The organism is Cerasibacillus sp. (assembly GCF_036516575.1).
Lineage (GTDB): Bacteria > Bacillota > Bacilli > Bacillales > Amphibacillaceae > Cerasibacillus.
In genome coordinates this window covers 68,048-86,170 of the sequence record NZ_DATBTY010000024.1, presented here as the reverse complement: position 1 = coordinate 86,170, position 18,123 = coordinate 68,048, and the positions used below count along the sequence as shown (strand labels likewise).

14 protein-coding genes, 1 pseudogene and 1 riboswitch are annotated in these 18,123 nt (G+C 37.0%); of the genes and pseudogenes, 3 read left to right on the top strand and 12 right to left on the bottom strand.

Annotated elements, in window-relative coordinates:
- Nucleotides 1-79: 79 nt before the first annotated feature.
- The 5 genes from VIG73_RS04305 to VIG73_RS04285 all read right to left on the bottom strand — a co-directional run bounded on the left by VIG73_RS04305 (nucleotide 80) and on the right by VIG73_RS04285 (nucleotide 6,117).
- A complete protein-coding gene (locus VIG73_RS04305; RefSeq protein ID WP_331639309.1) occupies nucleotides 80-1,951 on the bottom strand; it encodes an oligopeptide ABC transporter substrate-binding protein in 1,872 nt (623 codons plus the stop codon).
- 304 nt (nucleotides 1,952-2,255) lie between these two features.
- Complete coding sequence (locus VIG73_RS04300; RefSeq protein WP_331639307.1) at nucleotides 2,256-3,164, bottom strand: ABC transporter permease; 909 nt, start codon at nucleotides 3,162-3,164, stop codon at nucleotides 2,256-2,258.
- Between the two features lie 49 nt (nucleotides 3,165-3,213).
- A complete protein-coding gene (gene opp4B / locus VIG73_RS04295) occupies nucleotides 3,214-4,176 on the bottom strand; it encodes an oligopeptide ABC transporter permease (protein WP_331639305.1) in 963 nt (320 codons plus the stop codon).
- 5 nt (nucleotides 4,177-4,181) lie between these two features.
- The gene (locus VIG73_RS04290) at nucleotides 4,182-5,114 is read right to left on the bottom strand and encodes an ABC transporter ATP-binding protein (protein ID WP_331639303.1); all 933 of its coding nucleotides are present in this window, start codon (nucleotides 5,112-5,114) and stop codon (nucleotides 4,182-4,184) included.
- Nucleotides 5,101-6,117, bottom strand: coding sequence for an ABC transporter ATP-binding protein (locus VIG73_RS04285; protein WP_331639301.1), 1,017 nt, complete (start codon nucleotides 6,115-6,117; stop codon nucleotides 5,101-5,103). Before VIG73_RS04285 ends, VIG73_RS04290 begins: the two co-directional genes overlap by 14 nt.
- 505 nt (nucleotides 6,118-6,622) lie before the next feature.
- Here VIG73_RS04285 and VIG73_RS04280 point away from each other — a divergent pair.
- Nucleotides 6,623-8,140, top strand: a complete 1,518-nt coding sequence (locus VIG73_RS04280; protein WP_331639299.1) for a glycine betaine uptake BCCT transporter — start codon at nucleotides 6,623-6,625, stop codon at nucleotides 8,138-8,140.
- An 82-nt stretch (nucleotides 8,141-8,222) separates the two neighbouring features.
- Here the strand turns inward: VIG73_RS04280 and VIG73_RS04275 are convergent, their stop codons facing one another.
- The 6 genes from VIG73_RS04275 to VIG73_RS04255 form a co-directional block, all read right to left on the bottom strand.
- Nucleotides 8,223-9,251 carry a DUF2332 domain-containing protein gene (locus VIG73_RS04275; RefSeq protein WP_331639373.1) on the bottom strand — a complete coding sequence of 343 codons (1,029 nt, stop codon included), beginning with the start codon at nucleotides 9,249-9,251 and terminating at the stop codon, nucleotides 8,223-8,225.
- A gap of 14 nt (nucleotides 9,252-9,265) precedes the next feature.
- On the bottom strand, nucleotides 9,266-9,592 hold the full coding sequence (locus VIG73_RS04270) for an AzlD domain-containing protein (protein ID WP_331639297.1): 327 nt from the start codon (nucleotides 9,590-9,592) through the stop codon (nucleotides 9,266-9,268).
- Nucleotides 9,589-10,305 (bottom strand): AzlC family ABC transporter permease, encoded by a 717-nt coding sequence (locus tag VIG73_RS04265; RefSeq protein ID WP_331639295.1) that lies wholly within the window; start codon nucleotides 10,303-10,305, stop codon nucleotides 9,589-9,591. The genes VIG73_RS04270 and VIG73_RS04265 overlap by 4 nt, the downstream gene beginning before the upstream one ends.
- 89 nt (nucleotides 10,306-10,394) lie before the next feature.
- Nucleotides 10,395-10,494, bottom strand: a riboswitch (SAM riboswitch).
- Nucleotides 10,495-10,648: 154 nt separating this feature from the next.
- Complete coding sequence (locus tag VIG73_RS04260; protein WP_331639293.1) at nucleotides 10,649-11,536, bottom strand: GNAT family N-acetyltransferase; 888 nt, start codon at nucleotides 11,534-11,536, stop codon at nucleotides 10,649-10,651.
- A 376-nt stretch (nucleotides 11,537-11,912) separates the two neighbouring features.
- Nucleotides 11,913-11,987 carry a putative holin-like toxin gene (locus tag VIG73_RS15695; RefSeq protein ID WP_414648368.1) on the bottom strand — a complete coding sequence of 25 codons (75 nt, stop codon included), beginning with the start codon at nucleotides 11,985-11,987 and terminating at the stop codon, nucleotides 11,913-11,915.
- A gap of 143 nt (nucleotides 11,988-12,130) precedes the next feature.
- Nucleotides 12,131-13,705 carry a bifunctional metallophosphatase/5'-nucleotidase gene (locus VIG73_RS04255; RefSeq protein ID WP_414648365.1) on the bottom strand — a complete coding sequence of 525 codons (1,575 nt, stop codon included), beginning with the start codon at nucleotides 13,703-13,705 and terminating at the stop codon, nucleotides 12,131-12,133.
- 55 nt (nucleotides 13,706-13,760) lie between these two features.
- On the opposite strand from VIG73_RS04255, the pseudogene VIG73_RS04250 reads away from it, so the two are divergent.
- Nucleotides 13,761-14,139 (top strand): annotated as a pseudogene (locus VIG73_RS04250) (phosphate/phosphite/phosphonate ABC transporter substrate-binding protein); the annotation flags it as partial.
- Between the two features lie 97 nt (nucleotides 14,140-14,236).
- Here VIG73_RS04250 and VIG73_RS04245 read toward each other — a convergent pair.
- Nucleotides 14,237-17,500 carry an ABC transporter permease gene (locus VIG73_RS04245; RefSeq protein WP_331639289.1) on the bottom strand — a complete coding sequence of 1,088 codons (3,264 nt, stop codon included), beginning with the start codon at nucleotides 17,498-17,500 and terminating at the stop codon, nucleotides 14,237-14,239.
- Between the two features lie 264 nt (nucleotides 17,501-17,764).
- Here VIG73_RS04245 and VIG73_RS04240 point away from each other — a divergent pair, with 264 nt between their 5' ends.
- Nucleotides 17,765-18,076, top strand: coding sequence for a DUF488 domain-containing protein (locus tag VIG73_RS04240; RefSeq protein ID WP_331639287.1), 312 nt, complete (start codon nucleotides 17,765-17,767; stop codon nucleotides 18,074-18,076).
- Nucleotides 18,077-18,123: the final 47 nt, after the last annotated feature.

The following is an 18,123-nucleotide window of genomic DNA, read 5'->3' as shown; positions in this document are numbered from 1 at the left end:
TACTATACCCCCCTATTGTATATTTAGTCAAATAAAAAAGCTAGCACATGTTAAAATGTGCTAGCTTTTTTGAAGCTTTTTACTTCGCTTTAACCGGTTCTTCTTCTGTAACTCCGATTTGATAAAGGAATAGTTCAGAGTCTGGGTCAACAGAATAATTTGTTACACGTTTATTAACTGGTGTTAAATCTAAACGGTAAAGAATAGCAAATGCTGGTACATCTTTAATCATTAATTCATGCCACTGTTTGTAAACATCTCTACGGTGGTCAAGATCAAATGATTCTTCTGCTAATCCTTCTGCTAGTAAACGATCGTTTTCTTCACTTGCATAACGTGAGAAGTTAAACTTTGCATTTCGTCCGTATAATCCGGATGGGTCAACGTTTGAACCCGTTCCCCAACCACCTGCATAAACATCAATGTTCGGATCGTCTTGGTCAGTACCGTTTCCAACGCGGTCATAGAAATCTTCGAAAGTGAGTAAACGGCCATCGATTAACTGGACATTTAGACCGATTTCCTTCCACTGTTGTAAATAGTACTGTGCCAATGGTTCAGAGATATCGTCTCCTCGATCCATGCCAGCGAAGTTAATGACTAATTCTTCACCGTCTGGCGTCTTACGGAATCCGTCGGCATCTCTTTCAGTATAGCCAGCATCATCTAGAATTTTATTCGCTTTATCTAAATCATAATCAAAGCCTTCCCATGTGTGGTCATAGTATAGTCTGTGACCTGGGTCGATGAGTGAGTTTGCTCCCCAATAAATGTTATTGTAGAATTTCTCACCAATTGCATCCCCATCGATTGCATGTGCCATTGCTTGGCGTAATGCTGGGTCAGACATTTTCTTCTTTGAATCTGTCTTAACTTGTTTATTGTCGAAGTCCCATTCTCCTAATTTAAATCCGATATAGTTATAAGAGTTAGCAATACTTGCTAACCACTCAACGTTTTCCATATCTTTATTATCTGGATACTGGTCCGCACTAAAGCCATCCACCATATCAACTTCACCGGTTTCAAGTGCTTTAGCTACCGTTGAAGGTGCCACCACTTTTAATGTTACTTTTGCTAAAGCTGGTTTCCCGCGCCAATAGTCTTCGTTTCTAGAATAAACAACTGACTCTCCTGGAACAATGCTTTCAACTTTATAAGGCCCAATTCCGATTGGATTCTTACGAACGGCATCAGAAGATTCCATATCCTTTACAGGAATATCTTTGAAAATATGCTTCGGTAAAGCATACGTCCAAATTCCACCAGCTAATAAAGATGGCGTCGCTTCCTTAAATGTCATCTTTAATGTATGGTCATCAATAATTTCAAGACCTGAAATCGTATCCGCTTCACCCTCATGATATTCCTCAATTCCTTCAACATTTCTTAATGTTTCGTCGAAGCGTACACCTGTATAATCTGGGTGTGCAATTACTTCATGAGCATAAACCCAATCTTCTACAGTTAATGGCTCACCATCATGCCATTTGATACCTTCTTTTAACTTAAACGTAAATACTTTACCTGATTCATCATGCTCAAATGTCGCAGCTCCTGTTTGATCATAAAGGAAGTCACCATCAAAGCCAAGTAAACTTTCATCAAACCATTTTAGAACTTCAGCATCTGGTGCACCTGAGTAGAAGTTCCAGTTTAATGTTCCTTTGAAAGGATCCGCTGATACCAGTCCAAACGTTAATTCTCCATCTTCAAGTGGCTCACCTGTGTTCGTAGCCGTTTGGCTAAACTGACTTAAAACTTCTTCATGCTTCGGTAAATCAGATTCCTTATCATCGCCTTCTTTATCATCGCCACCTTTTTTCTGCTCTGTTGTATCACCGCCTTTATCTTTCGTTGTGGTCTCGTCGCTCTTATTACAAGCAACTAACGATAGCATTAATACGAGCATGGCTGCTAGTATTAATCGAAAAAGATTTGACTTTTTCATGCTTAAATAACCTCCCTTTGTATTTTAAGCTTTTAATCCAATATGATTTGGATTGTATATTAAACATTAATATTCTAATAATACTAATGTTAATACCGAGTTGAATGTGATTTTTTAGAAAAAACAAGTTATAGTATAACCTATAATTTATCTATTGTTTTCCCTTTTTGTTTGATTCTGACAATTTTTTGTGCAGGGAATAAATGGCTCCCTGTACATCTTAATTATCTTGCTTTTATACTAAGATACCTAATTTTTAGAAAAAATCAAGTCTTTTGTTACTAAATCTTTTAAAATTTACAAATTATCCTCTTCTTTGTCTTGCATCAGTCGCTCGCTTAAGGGCTTCTCCCACATTACGAACACTAAGCATCAGTAATAAAATCAAGATCGCAGCTGGTAACCAAATCCACCATCTATACTCTAATGTTGCTGGGTTTGTTGCATAGCTTAAAAGTGTTCCTAAACTTGGTGTACTCTCCGGGAAACCAAACCCTAAAAACGATAGACCAGATTCAATACCAATATTTCCAGCCAAATTAAGTGTCATATTAACGATAATAATCGAACTCAAATTCGGAAATACATGTGTAAACATAATTTTAAAATTCGACGTTCCTAATGTTTTCGCTGCATTAACATAATCTAGTTCTCGTTCTTGTAATGCTTTCGAACGTACTAATCTAGCTATTCCCATCCATAAGAAAGCGGTCATAATTAATGAAAATGAAATAATGCTGTACTTTGGTACGATTGCTACAAAAGTAATAACAATCATTAAGAAAGGTAAAATCATAAAGAAATCGAGTATTCTCATAAACACGTTATCGACTGTCCCACCGAAATAACCAGAAGTCAATCCAAAAACAATACCAATTATTCCTGACATGACTGTTACTAATATACCGATTGATAATGAATTACGCGTTCCGATAATTAATTGGCCAAACACATCCCGACCACCATAATCGGTACCAAGCCAGTTGTCGGATGAAGGCGGTGCATGTGTATTAAATAAATCAACCCTAACAATCTCTTCATAGTCTAAAACTTCAGATGTAATAAACACAAATGCTGTAATAACAACTATGAAAATCAAAGAGAATAACGCCAATTTATCTCGAACAATTTCTCGCCAAAAAATCCTCAACCCCGAAGGATTGACATTCGTTTCTTGTAGTTGTTCAGATGTAATCACTGCTTCTTTATCCATATTATCCACCTCGAGTGCCTTTCATTTTACTACTTCCCTATTCACACGATTATTTAATCCGTATACGCGGGTCAACAATACTTAACACAATATCCGAAATTAACGCTCCTAAAATAGCGGCAATACCATACAATAAGACAAGTGCTGTTGAGACACTATAATCTCGTGACACAATGGATTCCATAAATAATTGACCCATTCCAGGATAACTATAAATCATCTCGATAAAAATGGTTCCACCGATTAATCCTGTAATTTCATAACCAAAAAATGCGGCAATCGGTAATAATGAGTTTCGTAAAATATGACGATTGTACACTCTTGATTCAGGTGCACCCTTCGCTCTTGCTGTTATAATAAAATCCCGTTGTTTCGTATCAATGATTTCATTGCGCAAATATTGAACCGTACCGACCGTACCGATTAATGCTAATGAAAAAGCCGGTAATAGTAAGTGCTTCAATTTGCTAAGAACATATGAGAACGTTCCTGGCTCCATTCCGGGTTCGACACTTCCACCTGTTGGAAACCAACCGAAATAATAACCGAAAATCCACAGCATAACAAGTCCAAAAATAAATAATGGTGTCGCAAAACCAATATAAGTATATCCGGTAATGAGCTGATCTGCCCATGTATTATTGTAGCGTCCACTAATAATACCAAGTGGAATCGATATTAAATAGATTAAAATTAACGTCACTAATGATAGCCAGAACGTATTAATAAGTCGCTGCCCAATTAATTCAGTTACAGGCATCTTGTAGAAAAAGGACTGTCCTAAATCACCTTGAATTAAATCTTTGGCCCAATTAGCATATTGGACTGGCCAAGGGTCATTCCATCCAAGATCTTCCCTTATTTTCTCTAATGTTTCATGAGATGTATTCGGATCTACCATTCCACTTAGGGCATCACCCGGCATCATTTTTGCTAGGATGAAAATTAAGACACTTAATAAAATAATTTGAGGAATCATGATTAATATACGTCGTATTGTAAATTTCCACATACCACTCAACCTTTCTCAGGCAAAGCTACAAAATGCGTGTCGGTTACTGGTTGCAATTTATAAGCTAGCCCCTCTTCATCAAAGTAATTGTCGTAAGATTCTTTGTATTCGTTATCAACTTCTTGGCGGAATTGTAATGAGTCTTCCCGTTTACCTGGATCGATATTAGGTATAGCTGCTACAAGACGTTTCGTATATATATGTTGAGGGTTATTAAAAATGTCCTCTGTTAGGCCTTCTTCTACAAAGCGCCCCCTATACATTATTCCAATTTGATTACACATATGCCTAATGACACCTAAATCATGACTAATAAAGAGAAATGTTAAGTCAAGTTCTTTCTGAATTTCTTGCATAAAGTTTAGAACTTGTGCTTGTACAGAAACATCAAGTGCTGAAACTGGTTCATCAGCAATAATAAGTTTCGGCTTCAACGCAATCGCACGGGCAATCCCAATTCTTTGACGTTGTCCTCCCGAGAACTGATGCGGATATTTAACAATACTCTCCGGACTTAATCCGACTAACTCTAATAATTCTTCAACCCGTTTCTTTTCCTCTGAACGCGACATTTTTTCAAAGTTTCGTAACGGTTCAGCAACAATATCGAGCACCCGCTTTTTCGGATTCAGTGATGAGTAAGGATCCTGGAATATCATCTGGACATCGCGGTGAAAACTCGCTCGACTTCTCCTTAGATTCGTTACATCTTTTCCTTCAAAGGAAACTTTTCCAGACGTAATTTTATTTAAGCCAATAATCGCTCGCCCTGTTGTTGTCTTTCCAGAACCCGATTCACCAACGAGTCCATAAGTCGTTCCCTTTTCAATTTCCAAAGAAACACCGTCAACCGCTTTCACATGATCAACCGTACGGCCAAAAATACCACCTTTGATTGGAAAATGCACCTTTAAGTCTTCTACTTTAAGAATTGGCATGTACCTGGTCCTCCTTCACTTCATTTGGAAAATGAAACTGTTTATAACATGTACAACGAACGAAGTGTCCAGGTGTCACTTCATGCAACTCAGGGTTTTCTTCGTGTGCAGATTCATCAATCCACGGAATCCGCTCTTTAAAGCGGCAGCCTTCTCGTGGCAAATTCTGTAATGCTGGGACAATACCTTGAATGACATGGAGCTTTTCCTGACCTTTTTCTGCATTCGGTATCGAATTCAGTAAAGACCTCGTATAAGGATGGAGTGGACTCTCAAATAGTCGGTTTACGTCAACTATTTCGACAATTTGGCCTGCGTACATCACTGCCACCCGGTCAGCCATTTCGGCTACAACACCTAAATCATGTGTAATTAAAACAATACCGGCACTCATCGTTTCTTTTAATTCCCTAATTAAATCTAAAATTTGTGATTGAATCGTTGCATCGAGCGCAGTTGTCGGCTCATCAGCAATTAAAACCTCTGGGTCATTCGCAATTGCAATTGCAATGACGACACGCTGGCGCATTCCACCAGATAATTCATGCGGATATTGCGTATAAACATGTTCTGGACGCGGTATACCTACCTTCTCGATTAACTCAATAACTTTCGCTTTTCTTTCTTCACTCGATAATTTACGATTATGTAAAAATAAAGCTTCACTAATTTGGGCACCCACTGTCATCAATGGATTCAGTGCCGTTAATGGATCTTGGAAAATCATACCTAAGTTTTTTCCACGAAGCTTACTCCATGTGCTCTCACTAACATCAACTAGATTATGATCACGGTATAAAATCTCACCTTCAATTTTTGCACGATTATGCAGCCCCATAATCGAAAAAGCGAGAGCGCTTTTTCCACAGCCTGACTCTCCCACAATGGCTAACACTTCGTTCTTATTTAAGGATAGCGAAACACCGTCAACAGCGGCATAGTAATCGTCACCGATGCGAAACGATGTTTTTAAATTATTAATGTCAATTAATCTCTCTGCCAATATAATCCCCCCATCTCCTCTGTTGTCTTAAGTTCATTTTGTTACCCATTCTCCAATTTCTTTTCCTTAGCCACTATAAATGATTTTTTCTTCTTAATAAACAGTAATTTGATAAGTATGTTTGATTATTATTATTCAAAAAACTGATTGTTTAGATTATATAATATAGAATAACTAATTTCAAGCTAATTCGAAAATTTACTATGTGGAGATTGTTAGGTCTCTTTAATTCGCTATTAAAATAATATTAAAAGCCACTTCGTTATGAACTCACTATTAAAATACCAGATATTGAAAGCGTTTACAATAGTATTTTTTAAAAGGTTGGAAATATATCATTCGAGGGAAAATTAAGTGTTTAATTTCTCATCAATTTCTTAGTTCTATCAATTGAACTAAATTACCATCATTGTTAGTATGTAAAAGGTAAGGGAAAAAGGCATTTTAAAAAGCGAATGGAAAATAGCCTTTTCATGTCTCCCTTAACGAAATAAAGGAGAATTTGATGAAGAAAATTTCAAATGTTTTTTGGATATCTGCAAGTATTCTACTCGTTGCAGTAATCCTTGGAGTTGTGGCACCGAATCACTTTGAGAATATAACTGAAAATGTACAAGCATTTATAACCTCAACTTTCGGTTGGTATTATTTAATAATTGTTTCAGTCATCGTTTTATTTTGTATCATCTTAATTTTTAGCCCCGTAGGTTCTGTCCGCCTAGGAAAGGAAGGCCAAAAACCTGAATACTCAAGAACGACTTGGTTTGCCATGTTGTTTAGTGCTGGCATGGGAATTGGTTTAGTCTTCTGGGGAGCTGCTGAACCCCTTTATCATTATGCTAGTCAACCTCCGCTTTCAGAAGCAGGTACAGATCCTGCCTTAAAAGAATCCATGCGCTTTTCCTTTTTCCACTGGGGTATACATGCTTGGGCAATCTATGCACTTGTTGGACTGTCCCTCGCCTATTTTAATTTCCGTAAAAACCAACCCGGTCTCATTAGTGCAACATTGAGCCCAATACTAGGGAAGAATAATAAAGTCGCAAACGTTATTGATATTATTGCTGTGACAACGACTGTTATTGGAGTGGCAACAACACTAGGATTTGGTGCGGCACAAATAAATGGTGGCCTATCATTCTTAGCTGGTATTCCGAATAACTTTACGATGCAACTCGTTATTATCGCAATCGTGACTTGTTTATTTATCCTATCTGCCTGGTCTGGTTTAGGGAAAGGAATTAAGTATTTAAGTAATATTAATATGATTCTAGCCTTTATTCTACTATTGTTAGTGTTCTTAATAGGACCAACGTTGTTTATACTAAATTTCTTTACAGATACATTAGGTGCTTACATACAAAATATTATTCAAATGAGTTTTCGAATTGCACCATTACAGGCGGATCAACGCGAATGGATTAATGGATGGACCATCTTTTATTGGGCTTGGTGGATTTCATGGACACCATTTGTCGGTGTCTTTATTGCTCGCGTCTCAAAAGGGCGAACGATACGCGAATTTTTAGTCGGTGTTTTATTATTGCCTACCATTGTAAGTTTTATTTGGTTTACAGCTTTCGGAAGTACAGCCATCTCAGTACAGCAAACGGGTCTAACGGACTTAACCCAATTTGCCACTGAAGAAGTGTTATTTGCTGTTTTTGAGCACTTACCGTTCTCCACCATCCTATCAATTGTTGCGGTACTATTAATCGGGACATTCTTTATAACGTCTGCCGATTCAGCAACATTTGTTTTAGGTATGCAAACAACTTATGGTTCACTAACACCACCAAACTATGTCAAAATCACTTGGGGTATCATTCTTGCCTCTATGGCAGCGATTTTATTGTACAGTGGTGGACTACAAGCCTTGCAAAACGCCTTAATTATTGCCGCCCTACCTTTTTCAGTCATCATGATTTTAATGATGGTTTCCTTATCTAAATCACTCGCTAAGGAAAAACGAAAAATTGAAAAGGTAAGATATAGTCATCAACCGAAAAAGGTAAAAACATAAGAAAAGAGCATCAACATCCCAATTTTTCCGATTGGATGTTGATGCTTCATTTTTATTCCGTAATTATATAACTATCAAAGTTCTAATCTAACTCCCAACTAAACCAACTACCATGGCCGTCCGTTTCTCCAATTGTTTTATGATACTCCATTCCTTTAAGTATATAATCGAGATGAAGCTTCGTATCCCACATATTATTATACAGATGAAATATGTCTCTTCTTTTCCCAATATGTTTAATTTTTTCGATCAGTTTTAGTTTCTGATCATTTGGAATCTGATTAGCGACATGGGTATGAAATATACATATCGCAGTGTCTTTCGGCATTTCCATAGCAATCGCTTCTAACAATGCTATACCATCACCCTCTATCAGTTTGACGGGATTTTCTATAAATGTCTTTGCTGCCTGTTCAAATAATTGACGTCTTTCCTGGTGCTCCGGCCAAATAAGCGCTTTTAGCCATAAATAATCTTCCGGATGATCCAAGCGACTCACATGCAGATCGAGCCCAACTTTCGTTTTAACCGGTGGACTTTCTTCTAATAAATGCGGCATATTTTCCCCTTTAATCGTTGATGTAATATGTACATCTGACGATTGATTCCCATACACTTGAGGATTCCCATATGAATAACTGTACTGATCCCATAGAAGTTGAAGACCTGCACTCGTCCCAATTTCTATTAAGGATAATGGCCTTTTTACAATGTTATAGATGTAACAAAAACTTGGATACAGATAACCAGAACGCCTCACCTCATTCGTCTGAACCAGTTTAGTGGATAAAATCGAAATCATTTCATCTCGATAAGTTCGACAAAAGTCCTTGAAAGGAAGAAAAGATTCTTCTTTTGCTTTAGGCTCCTGTACAATACTCACATAATATTCCTTTAATGAATGGTTACTCCCTTTTAGCAATAAATAATGGACAGCACCGAATAGTAAATTAGGGATTGGTTGCCCTTTTCTCGCATGCATACATAATTCAAGGATGTCATCATCTTTTGCTATTTTTCTAGACAAAAAATCATACAACGGGCTTGACCCTTTACATTCATTTGCGGCAAATTTTTTAAACCACTTAGATATAGAAGATTTACCCAATATAAACACCCCTTATTTTAAAAAATGAAACGAATCACTGCCATACTCACAACACCTAATGCCACTGTTAAAAATAAACTTTTTGTCCAAACGGCTATCAGAACGGTTGGAATAAAAGCAAATACATACGGAAGATTAAATGTAACTGCCCTACTATCCCCTTGTTCAAACAGATTTGTAAATACAAGCGCACTTAATATACATACTGGCACAAACGTTAACCATTTTAAGATTACTTTAGGTAATTGAATATTTTTTACAAAAAGAAACGGAATAATGCGCGGTAGCCATGTCACAAGGCCACTGCCAATAATAATCCAAAACAAATAGGAATTAATTGTCATTTATCCATCCACACTCCTAACGTCGCGACAAATAGAGTTGCTATGAGAACGGTTATATGCGTTGAAAAAAAATTTAATAGAATATAAACCGTTATGAACATGATAATGATGAGTTTTAAGTACATATTTAACTTTGATTTATTTGTTTCAGATAACTGTAAAACGAGTAAGGCGATAAACATCGCGACCAGCGCAAAGTCTAACCCCCATTTCTCCACATCGGTAATCCAATGTCCAAAATAACCGCCCGCTACACAAGCGATGATCCATGACACATATGCGGTAACATTTAAACCATCTAGCCATCTACCATAAATTTTTTTACTTTTCATCGCTTCGGTAACAGCAACACCAAACGTTTCGTCAGTCAACAATGTACCGAACCCAATATTTCGTAATGTCGAATATCTCGTGACATAAGGAGCAATTGATAAGCTCATTAAAAAGTGGCGCAGATTGACAACAAAAACAGTAAAAACAATAGATAATGCTGGCGTGTTTGTCACTAATAAAGCGCATAAAATAAATTGTGCTGCACCAGCATAAATAAAGATAGCAACTAACGCTACTTCTAGTAAACTAAGTCCTGTTACTGTGCCAACGACACCGAAAGCAAAACCAATACTTAAATAGCCGAGTAAAGTCGGAATACAGTCTTTTACTCCTTGGATAAAAGCGTTTTTACTTTGATAGCTAACTGCTTCTTGTTGCATGTAAATCCCCCTATTTTTCTCTTTTATAGATAAAAAACCTCTTCTCATTATAAGAAGAGGTAGACGAATGCCTGTCTTGTTGCTTGCTCTTCTTATCTTCTACGATTAACGTATCTGGAATTGGCACATCGCTTAAACGCTGTTGCCGAGGTTTCTCTGGGCCAGTCCCTCCACCTCTCTTGATAAGAACGGATTAGAATATTCTTTTTATTTTATCCTTAAAATTAAGGATAGTCAAATTAGTCTATAATTTGGAGTCTGTCTAGTATTTACGGGAGCTTCTCCCATCTGTTTGCTTCCCAATCAATACTTTAATTATAACCCCACAAACATTTAACTCATACTATAATTTGTAATGTATATATGAACTTGCTAAAAAAAACCCTAGTGATTCATACAGATTCAGCGCGCGTTGGTTATTTTCATCGACACAAAGCTGAATGTGAGAAAACTCATCTTGTTCAGTCTCTTTTACAATCGATGCAAATAGTAACTTTGACAAACCTTGCCCTTGAAATGCCCCATCAATTGCAATATATTCTAGAGAAACATGTTTATCGGTTGTAGACTTTTCAAGATAGGCATAACCAGCTAATTGATGATTCTTAATCAGTAGATATAAGTTATTTTCTCGATTTATTCGCTCTAATATATCATCAATAGAATAATACGTACCCGGAAAATAACGGTGATGAAGATTGACTAAAGCCGTATAATAATTTTGAGACAATGTCTCTACTTTTATCACTTGAACATTATTTGGTAATCGTATATTTGAAAAAGAGCGGTTACTTATTTTGAATTCTAAGTTATCATGCTGCCTAATCCGATCCGCCTTTACATAATCCTCCAAAAAGTTTATCGCTAGCTGGTTATGTGCTCCAATGAAAAAATTGTAATTTAATTTTAAAGGGTGGAGATGTTCCATCGCATACACCCATAGGTTATATACTTTATCAAGGCCTATATGTTTATCTAAAAAAGGTCCCCAAACCTCAACATATTTATCGCGAGTGCTAATATCAAAAGCAAAACATGTAAAAACATCATCTTCTTCATACGTATAAATCGATTCTTCTAATGGTAAATCCGAAAAATCATATAATAACGTTTCTCTAACCTCTTCATACCCATCGCCAACAAAGCCAACTTGATAAGATTCAGAGTTATTACAACCAACAATTAGATTAATCACATTTTGTAACTGGCTACGATCGTAAGGTTTATACATTTGACTCCTCCATTAATTGCGATTCCATAAATTTCATGTTATTTATCAAAATCATATTCGTTAATTCAATACCGATCATGATGTAGACAAGCATCTTACTATAAATATTTATAGAGTATCTCTGCAAACGATGTCTAGTAAAAATTATACAGTAAACAGGCAATAAAACAATAATTGCATTTAGGTTAACTCTTCTTTATATTTATTTTATAACTCAAATAAGGTATACTGTAGATAAAAATTCATAATATAATAAAAGACCGCTCCATGCGGGAACATGGAACGGCCTAGCGTGTCATAGCCCTTCAAGGGGGCGACTCGCTATCAAGTGTTAAATAACCACTCTATTCGCTAGGCAGGCTAAAGGGTGGTTATTTTATTTTTTTGACAGAATTGACACGATGAGCGCACCAAATGTGAACATTAACATCAACGTCTCAAACACTGTCATAAGCATCACCTTCCTTTCAAACAAAGGAAAAAAGGCGAGCCACCACCCACGAACACCTTATGACACATATTATTAATCACACCATAAGGAACGCGTGTTCGCATTATTATACTGCTCATCATGCCATCTTTTTATACATCTGACTATGCCTTTACAACGAAATTCTCCGTTACGGTTGCTTGGACAGTTTGATGCTTATTAAAATATTTACTAATAAGCGTTACCATATCCTGCTGAATGTCTTTTACAACGGGTTTGTTTTTATACATACCAAAATCTCCACCACCACTTGCTCGGTAGTTATTTAGGACGACATCGTAGTGACTTTCCATACGGAGTGGCTTTCCTTGATAATAAATTGTCTCTACTCTCGAGCCAAATGGCTTCGACACATCAATCGTATAATCAATTCCTTCCCACATATCGTAATTATAATGCTGGGGTTTCGGTGAAAGAAAACTTGGATTAACGGTTATGTTCCCATCGTCATCAAGAATAAAATAGGTTGCACTTTGTTCGATTGCTTCCTTGATATCCCTTCCCGTTAAAGTGAGGACTACTAATGTATTCGGATAAATATAATTAGAGACGACATCACGCATCGTGACTAGCTCAGGAAACCCTTTCGAATCTTGATTTAATAATGAGGTAACAGAAATATCAGCACAACTTGCATCCATTTGGATCTTTTGAATCAATTCGATAAAAGGATGTTTCGTTATTTTTAGTAGAAACGGATCCTCAATCGTCATATCACCATCAATCTGACCAATTGGTTGATTAAGCCAACTCTGAGTTGATGTTTCAATACTTTGTAGTTTATTTAAAATAGCGGAATCTGCTTCTACCCCTTCTAATGTTTTCACATCTGCTTGCTTATCTGATATCAACCAATGGTTATCTTTCTCAATGAATTTAACATCAATTTCCCCATACATGTTCCCATGACTTCCTGGTTGAATGACAAGACAATCGCGAAGCTTCCCCGTTAACACCCGATGCTGGTGGCCTGTTAATAAAATATCGATTCCTTCAATTTCACTTGCCATTTTATAGCCTTGGTTCTCACCTGTTAATTTATCTAAAGGTTCTCCTGTTTCAATATCACGCTCAATCCCACCATGATAAGCAGCGATTAACAAGTGTGGCTGTTCTCTTTTATGAATGTCTTGTACCCACTGCTTTAAAGTTTGATAAGCATCGGCAAATTGCAATCCTTTAATATGCTCTGGGGATTCCCAATGTGGGATATAATGCGTTGTCACTCCGATAATTGCCACTTTAATACCGTTCGAAAATGTTTTTAATATGTACGGCTTTCCGAAATAAGGTTTACCCGTTATTTCATCCAATATGTTGGCGGAAAGCCAAGGATAATGCGAAGCTTCAATCGCTGAACACAACTTATCTTTCCCAAAATTAAATTCATGATTGCCTATAATGCCCGCATCAAGACCGATATGATTCATTGCGCTAACCATCGGATTTTCTTTATCAGAGTGGTCCTTTACATAATGGGTCATAAACGGTGTCCCCTGAATTAAATCACCATTATCAAGCACAATCAGATAATCATTCTCCTGACGTTTTTTTTGAACAATTGTTGCATATTTTGCTAAACCAGTATCTGCTTCTTCGTTTGTTCCATAAATAATCGGCATCGCTTGACCGTGAACATCACTTGTATAAAGAATTTTAATACTTGCTTTGTTAGTCATCATCGGACTTCCTTTCTTATTTAGACTGAATGAATCGTTCATTTTTATTTATTATATAGAAGCAAAAGCAAAACCATTAGAAAAATTACTAGGTGATCAACCAGGAATTCCAGTAAAGGTGAGTGTTTCGACTAACTATAATACGATTGTAGAAGCGCTGAAATCTGACTAAGTTGACGTCGGATTTCTACCTCCTACTGCATACGTACTTGCACATGAGCAAGAAGCAGCCGACGTTATGTTACAAGCACAACGTTATGTCGTAAATGGTGATGGTTCTGTAACAGATGAATTAGTAGATTCTTATAAATCTATTTTTTATCACTCGCGCAGATTCTGATATTGAATCTGTAGAAGATTTAAAGGGTAAGAAAATCGGTTATCAAAACATGACATCATCAGCTGGATTTATGTGGCCAGCAGCTACATTGATGGCTATATAGAATCTATAGTTACCCTCGCAGTTGATAAGCATAACCACCCTATCTATTGCTTGAAAATCAAGGGTGGTTGTTTTATTTCATATCCTTTCTATTTAAAAATAACAATCAGTCCTTTTGGATATTCATAAGATTTAAAATGAAATAAATAAGGATCTTCCTGCTTAGGGACTTCGAATTCCATGACAGCTGTTACTTCTCCTTCTGGTTCTAGCCAACCACCTTCTTCATCCCAGTTTTCATTATTAAGAACAGTTATTTCTGAAGGCTGATAAATGTCTGCATAAGCATCATATGAATTTCTAAGGGTGAAGTTATTTTGTAACTCCATTTGATGTTTCCTGCTGTCCGTGTTTCGATATGTGAATTCTATGGAAACCTTTACTATGCTTTCTTCTGACTGGTCTAGAGAACGACGCTCCACCTCTTTAGCTTGAAAATCAGCAACCGACCAATGTAAATTTTCTTCCGGTTCTAACACCCCATCATACTTATTTTTTATGCCACTATTAATCTCTTCCTGTTCTTCTTCATCTTGTTTCTCCGGTTCATTGTTATCAGTTGTAACCTCTTCTAAATCACCTTTTGTAGGTGTATGAGAATCTTGTTGATTGACTTCCTTTGAACGTGTGACATTTGCCAATTGCGGTGTGACTTGAATCATCATATAAATAATACTACTAATCAGTAAAACAGAAGCGCCTATAAGAATAATTTTTAAACCTTTTTCCGTTGACTTTTTATTAACATATTGGCCACGCATCCCTTGGTTAGGTTGCATTCTAACCGCTCTCTCTGCCGGGATAATTGTACCGATAACACCAATGATTATTGGAATAAGGCCAGTTGACATCATTACTATGATATCTTCTGTTGGAAAAGCACCATAAAGCGACCATATCATTATAAATGCAAACGAAAGCCCAATAATCGCCGCAAAAACGCCACTTAATATTCCTTCAGACCAGATAAGGAAACGAAGCGAAGTGTTCCGCCACCCAATGGCCTTAAACAGAGCCATTTCTTCAGCTCGTTCAGCAATATTTTGCCACATCATTTCTGCTGTCGTTAAAATAGCAATCAATAAAGCGACAATCATAGCCGTATAGTGGATTGCACCTACCTCTAAAGCTGTATATTTACCTAGCCACGTTGTATACATGACGCCCTGCAAACGAAATGTGATGTAGAGGAACAAGGCAAGTAAACCCGTTGGCAAAGCAATAGCCAGAACCGACAATAAACTCCGCTTCCACTTTCCTATAAAATGATTGAACGCTATGAAAAAGATACCTTTTGCTTTAAAAAAGCGTTTGTTGATCCTTGAGAATTCCCCTGTTCGCAACGTCTCATACGATTTAATTCGCCATGAAGCAATGACCGGAACAATCGCTCCTAATAAGTAAATCAAGAAACCAAACAAACCAGTTAATAAAAAACGAGACGGAGAAATAACGGTGTCTGTTGACATATAAACATACCCAAGCATGAGCCATGAAATAACAGAAACGAAACAACCTAGAACAAAGGATTCTATAATGAGCATTCTACTTATTTGTCCCGGACGCCACCCAATTGATAAAAGGACAGCAAATTCTTTTCTCCTAGTCAGTAATGAAACGAGTGTCGATGCCCAGACATAAATAACAGCAACAACCATAACACTTAAGATAACACCAGAATAGCCGATCTTTGTTTCACGAAAAATAGAAATGGACGATCCGATATTAACCCATGGCTGCTGTAACCAGCCGATTGCTTCTTCATCATTTATCGTAGGTACATGTGTCAGTGTCAATTGTGGAGACGAACCTAACGTAATATCCGTCATGAGTCCTGTTTCATTTTCAATCTCACGAGCAACACGTTCTAAAATAGCCTGGCTTTCTTCATTCATTTCTGTTACACCAGCTACTTTCACCCGGATAGCAGAAATAGGTAAATCTCCTAATATTTGCTCCGCTGCTTCTATCGTTGTTAACATACTCGGTGGGTTTGTCAAAAAATCATACGGATTATCTGTTGGTTTTAAGGTAACTGAGGGGTTAACTGGGCGATTCTCCGCATCAATCACTAGCTCAGCTGTCGCTGGTCGATAGGTTTCCATTGGTAGTTCGTTTGCTGGGTCTCTTGAGATATCAAGTTGACTTGGATCATAAAAACCAATCCAATTGGGTCTTATTTGTGGCCAGTCTGCAGAGTTTTTACCAAATGTCTTCGGTTCTCTAAAGGACTCCTTTCCTACAAATGCCGGTCTATCATCTGGGTTCGTTTGATACACATTCACTTGATAAGCAAATGGCCACTGGTCTTGAAAAGGACTTGAAACAGGTTGATAATCTAAAGGACTCGGACGAAAAACCATCCACGATACCTCATCCGCTACAACATCTGTTTCAACTGGCTCACCAGTATCTATATCAATACCTGTCATACTGTTAATAAATAATGTAAAGGCTTCCCCTGAAGAATAAGAGAATGTTTGTGAATCTATTCCCTCAAATGTATGAAGATAATCTATACCTCCTTTATTTTTTATATTCTCAAGTGTGTCATTGGCTGTATCCTGCTCAAAAGGGATATCAAGTCGTTCAATGGTGAATTGAATTTGCTTATCATCGAAAGCATGATTGCTAACGATTACTGGAAAATCTAAATAACCCTTGTTGTATGAATCATCGACGTTTTTTCCAAATTCTACTTCGTTAAAGTATCGACTATTTCCAATAGGTACGATTGATTTTTCTAGTCCTACAAGCTTTGATTCCTGCTCTGGATCAATTCCTGCTAATAACGCTTGGGTCGTCACACTTAAATGGTTTGGCTTGGCACCCACTCCATATTCTGAGCCTTTTTCTGCTAAGTTTTCTTCGACTACTGGCCAATCACCATAAGCAAAATATGTATCCCAAGTCGATGTCACATCTCTAACACCATTATTCACTATTTCCTTAATTGTTTGTCGGTATATTCCGTCTATTCCTAACGTAATTGGGTCAAAATTAACCGTGTATGAGGCATAACCAATCATGGCGATCGGTGCAGCTATCTCGACATCACGTATATTTTTAATTTTTTCATATTGATCAACACTAATGCCACCATCTAAACCACTTAAATAGTTCGGTTCTAGTAATCCCTTCTCCTCTGTCATACTACGTGAACCTTGAGGACGAACGACAATATCATAAGAAGCCGTCCAGCTCTTCTGTAAACTTTCTTCAATCGTCCCCTTATTCGAATCAGAGATCCCAACTAAATACGTCAAGCCAACACTAATCATCAAGGCACCAATCAACAGCAATATTAACCGTTCCTTACGTCTCCACCAACTTTTCCATATAAAACGAATCATGCCATGACCTCCGATTATTAATATTCAAACACCTCTTCAATCTTGATGACATTTATCAATTGTTGGGAAGGATCATATCTTACCTAATAAGTTATTCGCCTTTAATTATCCTTTTTATTATTTTTGATTATATTTTATTATCAAACTATTGTAAACATGATAACACAATCGTTGACTCCATAATCTCATTCGATTAAATTAGAATAACCATAGACAGTTTCAGTCTTCTGTTTTGCAATGCCTAAAAAGCAGGGGAAATTTCATATGTCTGTTCAAATAAAAAGAATATATGATGACGTAGCAGAAAATGATGGAAAACGAATACTAGTCGACCGTATCTGGCCCCGAGGTGTATCTAAGGAAAGAGCTCAACTCGATGAATGGCTCAAAGGAGTTGCACCTATTACAAAGTTACGTCAATGGTTTAATCATGATCCAAAGAAGTTTGCTGAGTTCAAGAGAAAATACGAAAAAGAACTTAAGGAAAATGAAGTACAATCTCATGCATACTCAGAACTAAAAGAGCTCACTCTAAAATATGATGTGACATTACTATATGCAGCTAAAGAAATATAATCATGCCCAAGTGTTGAAAAGTCTGTTATGATTAGATTTTCTCTAGG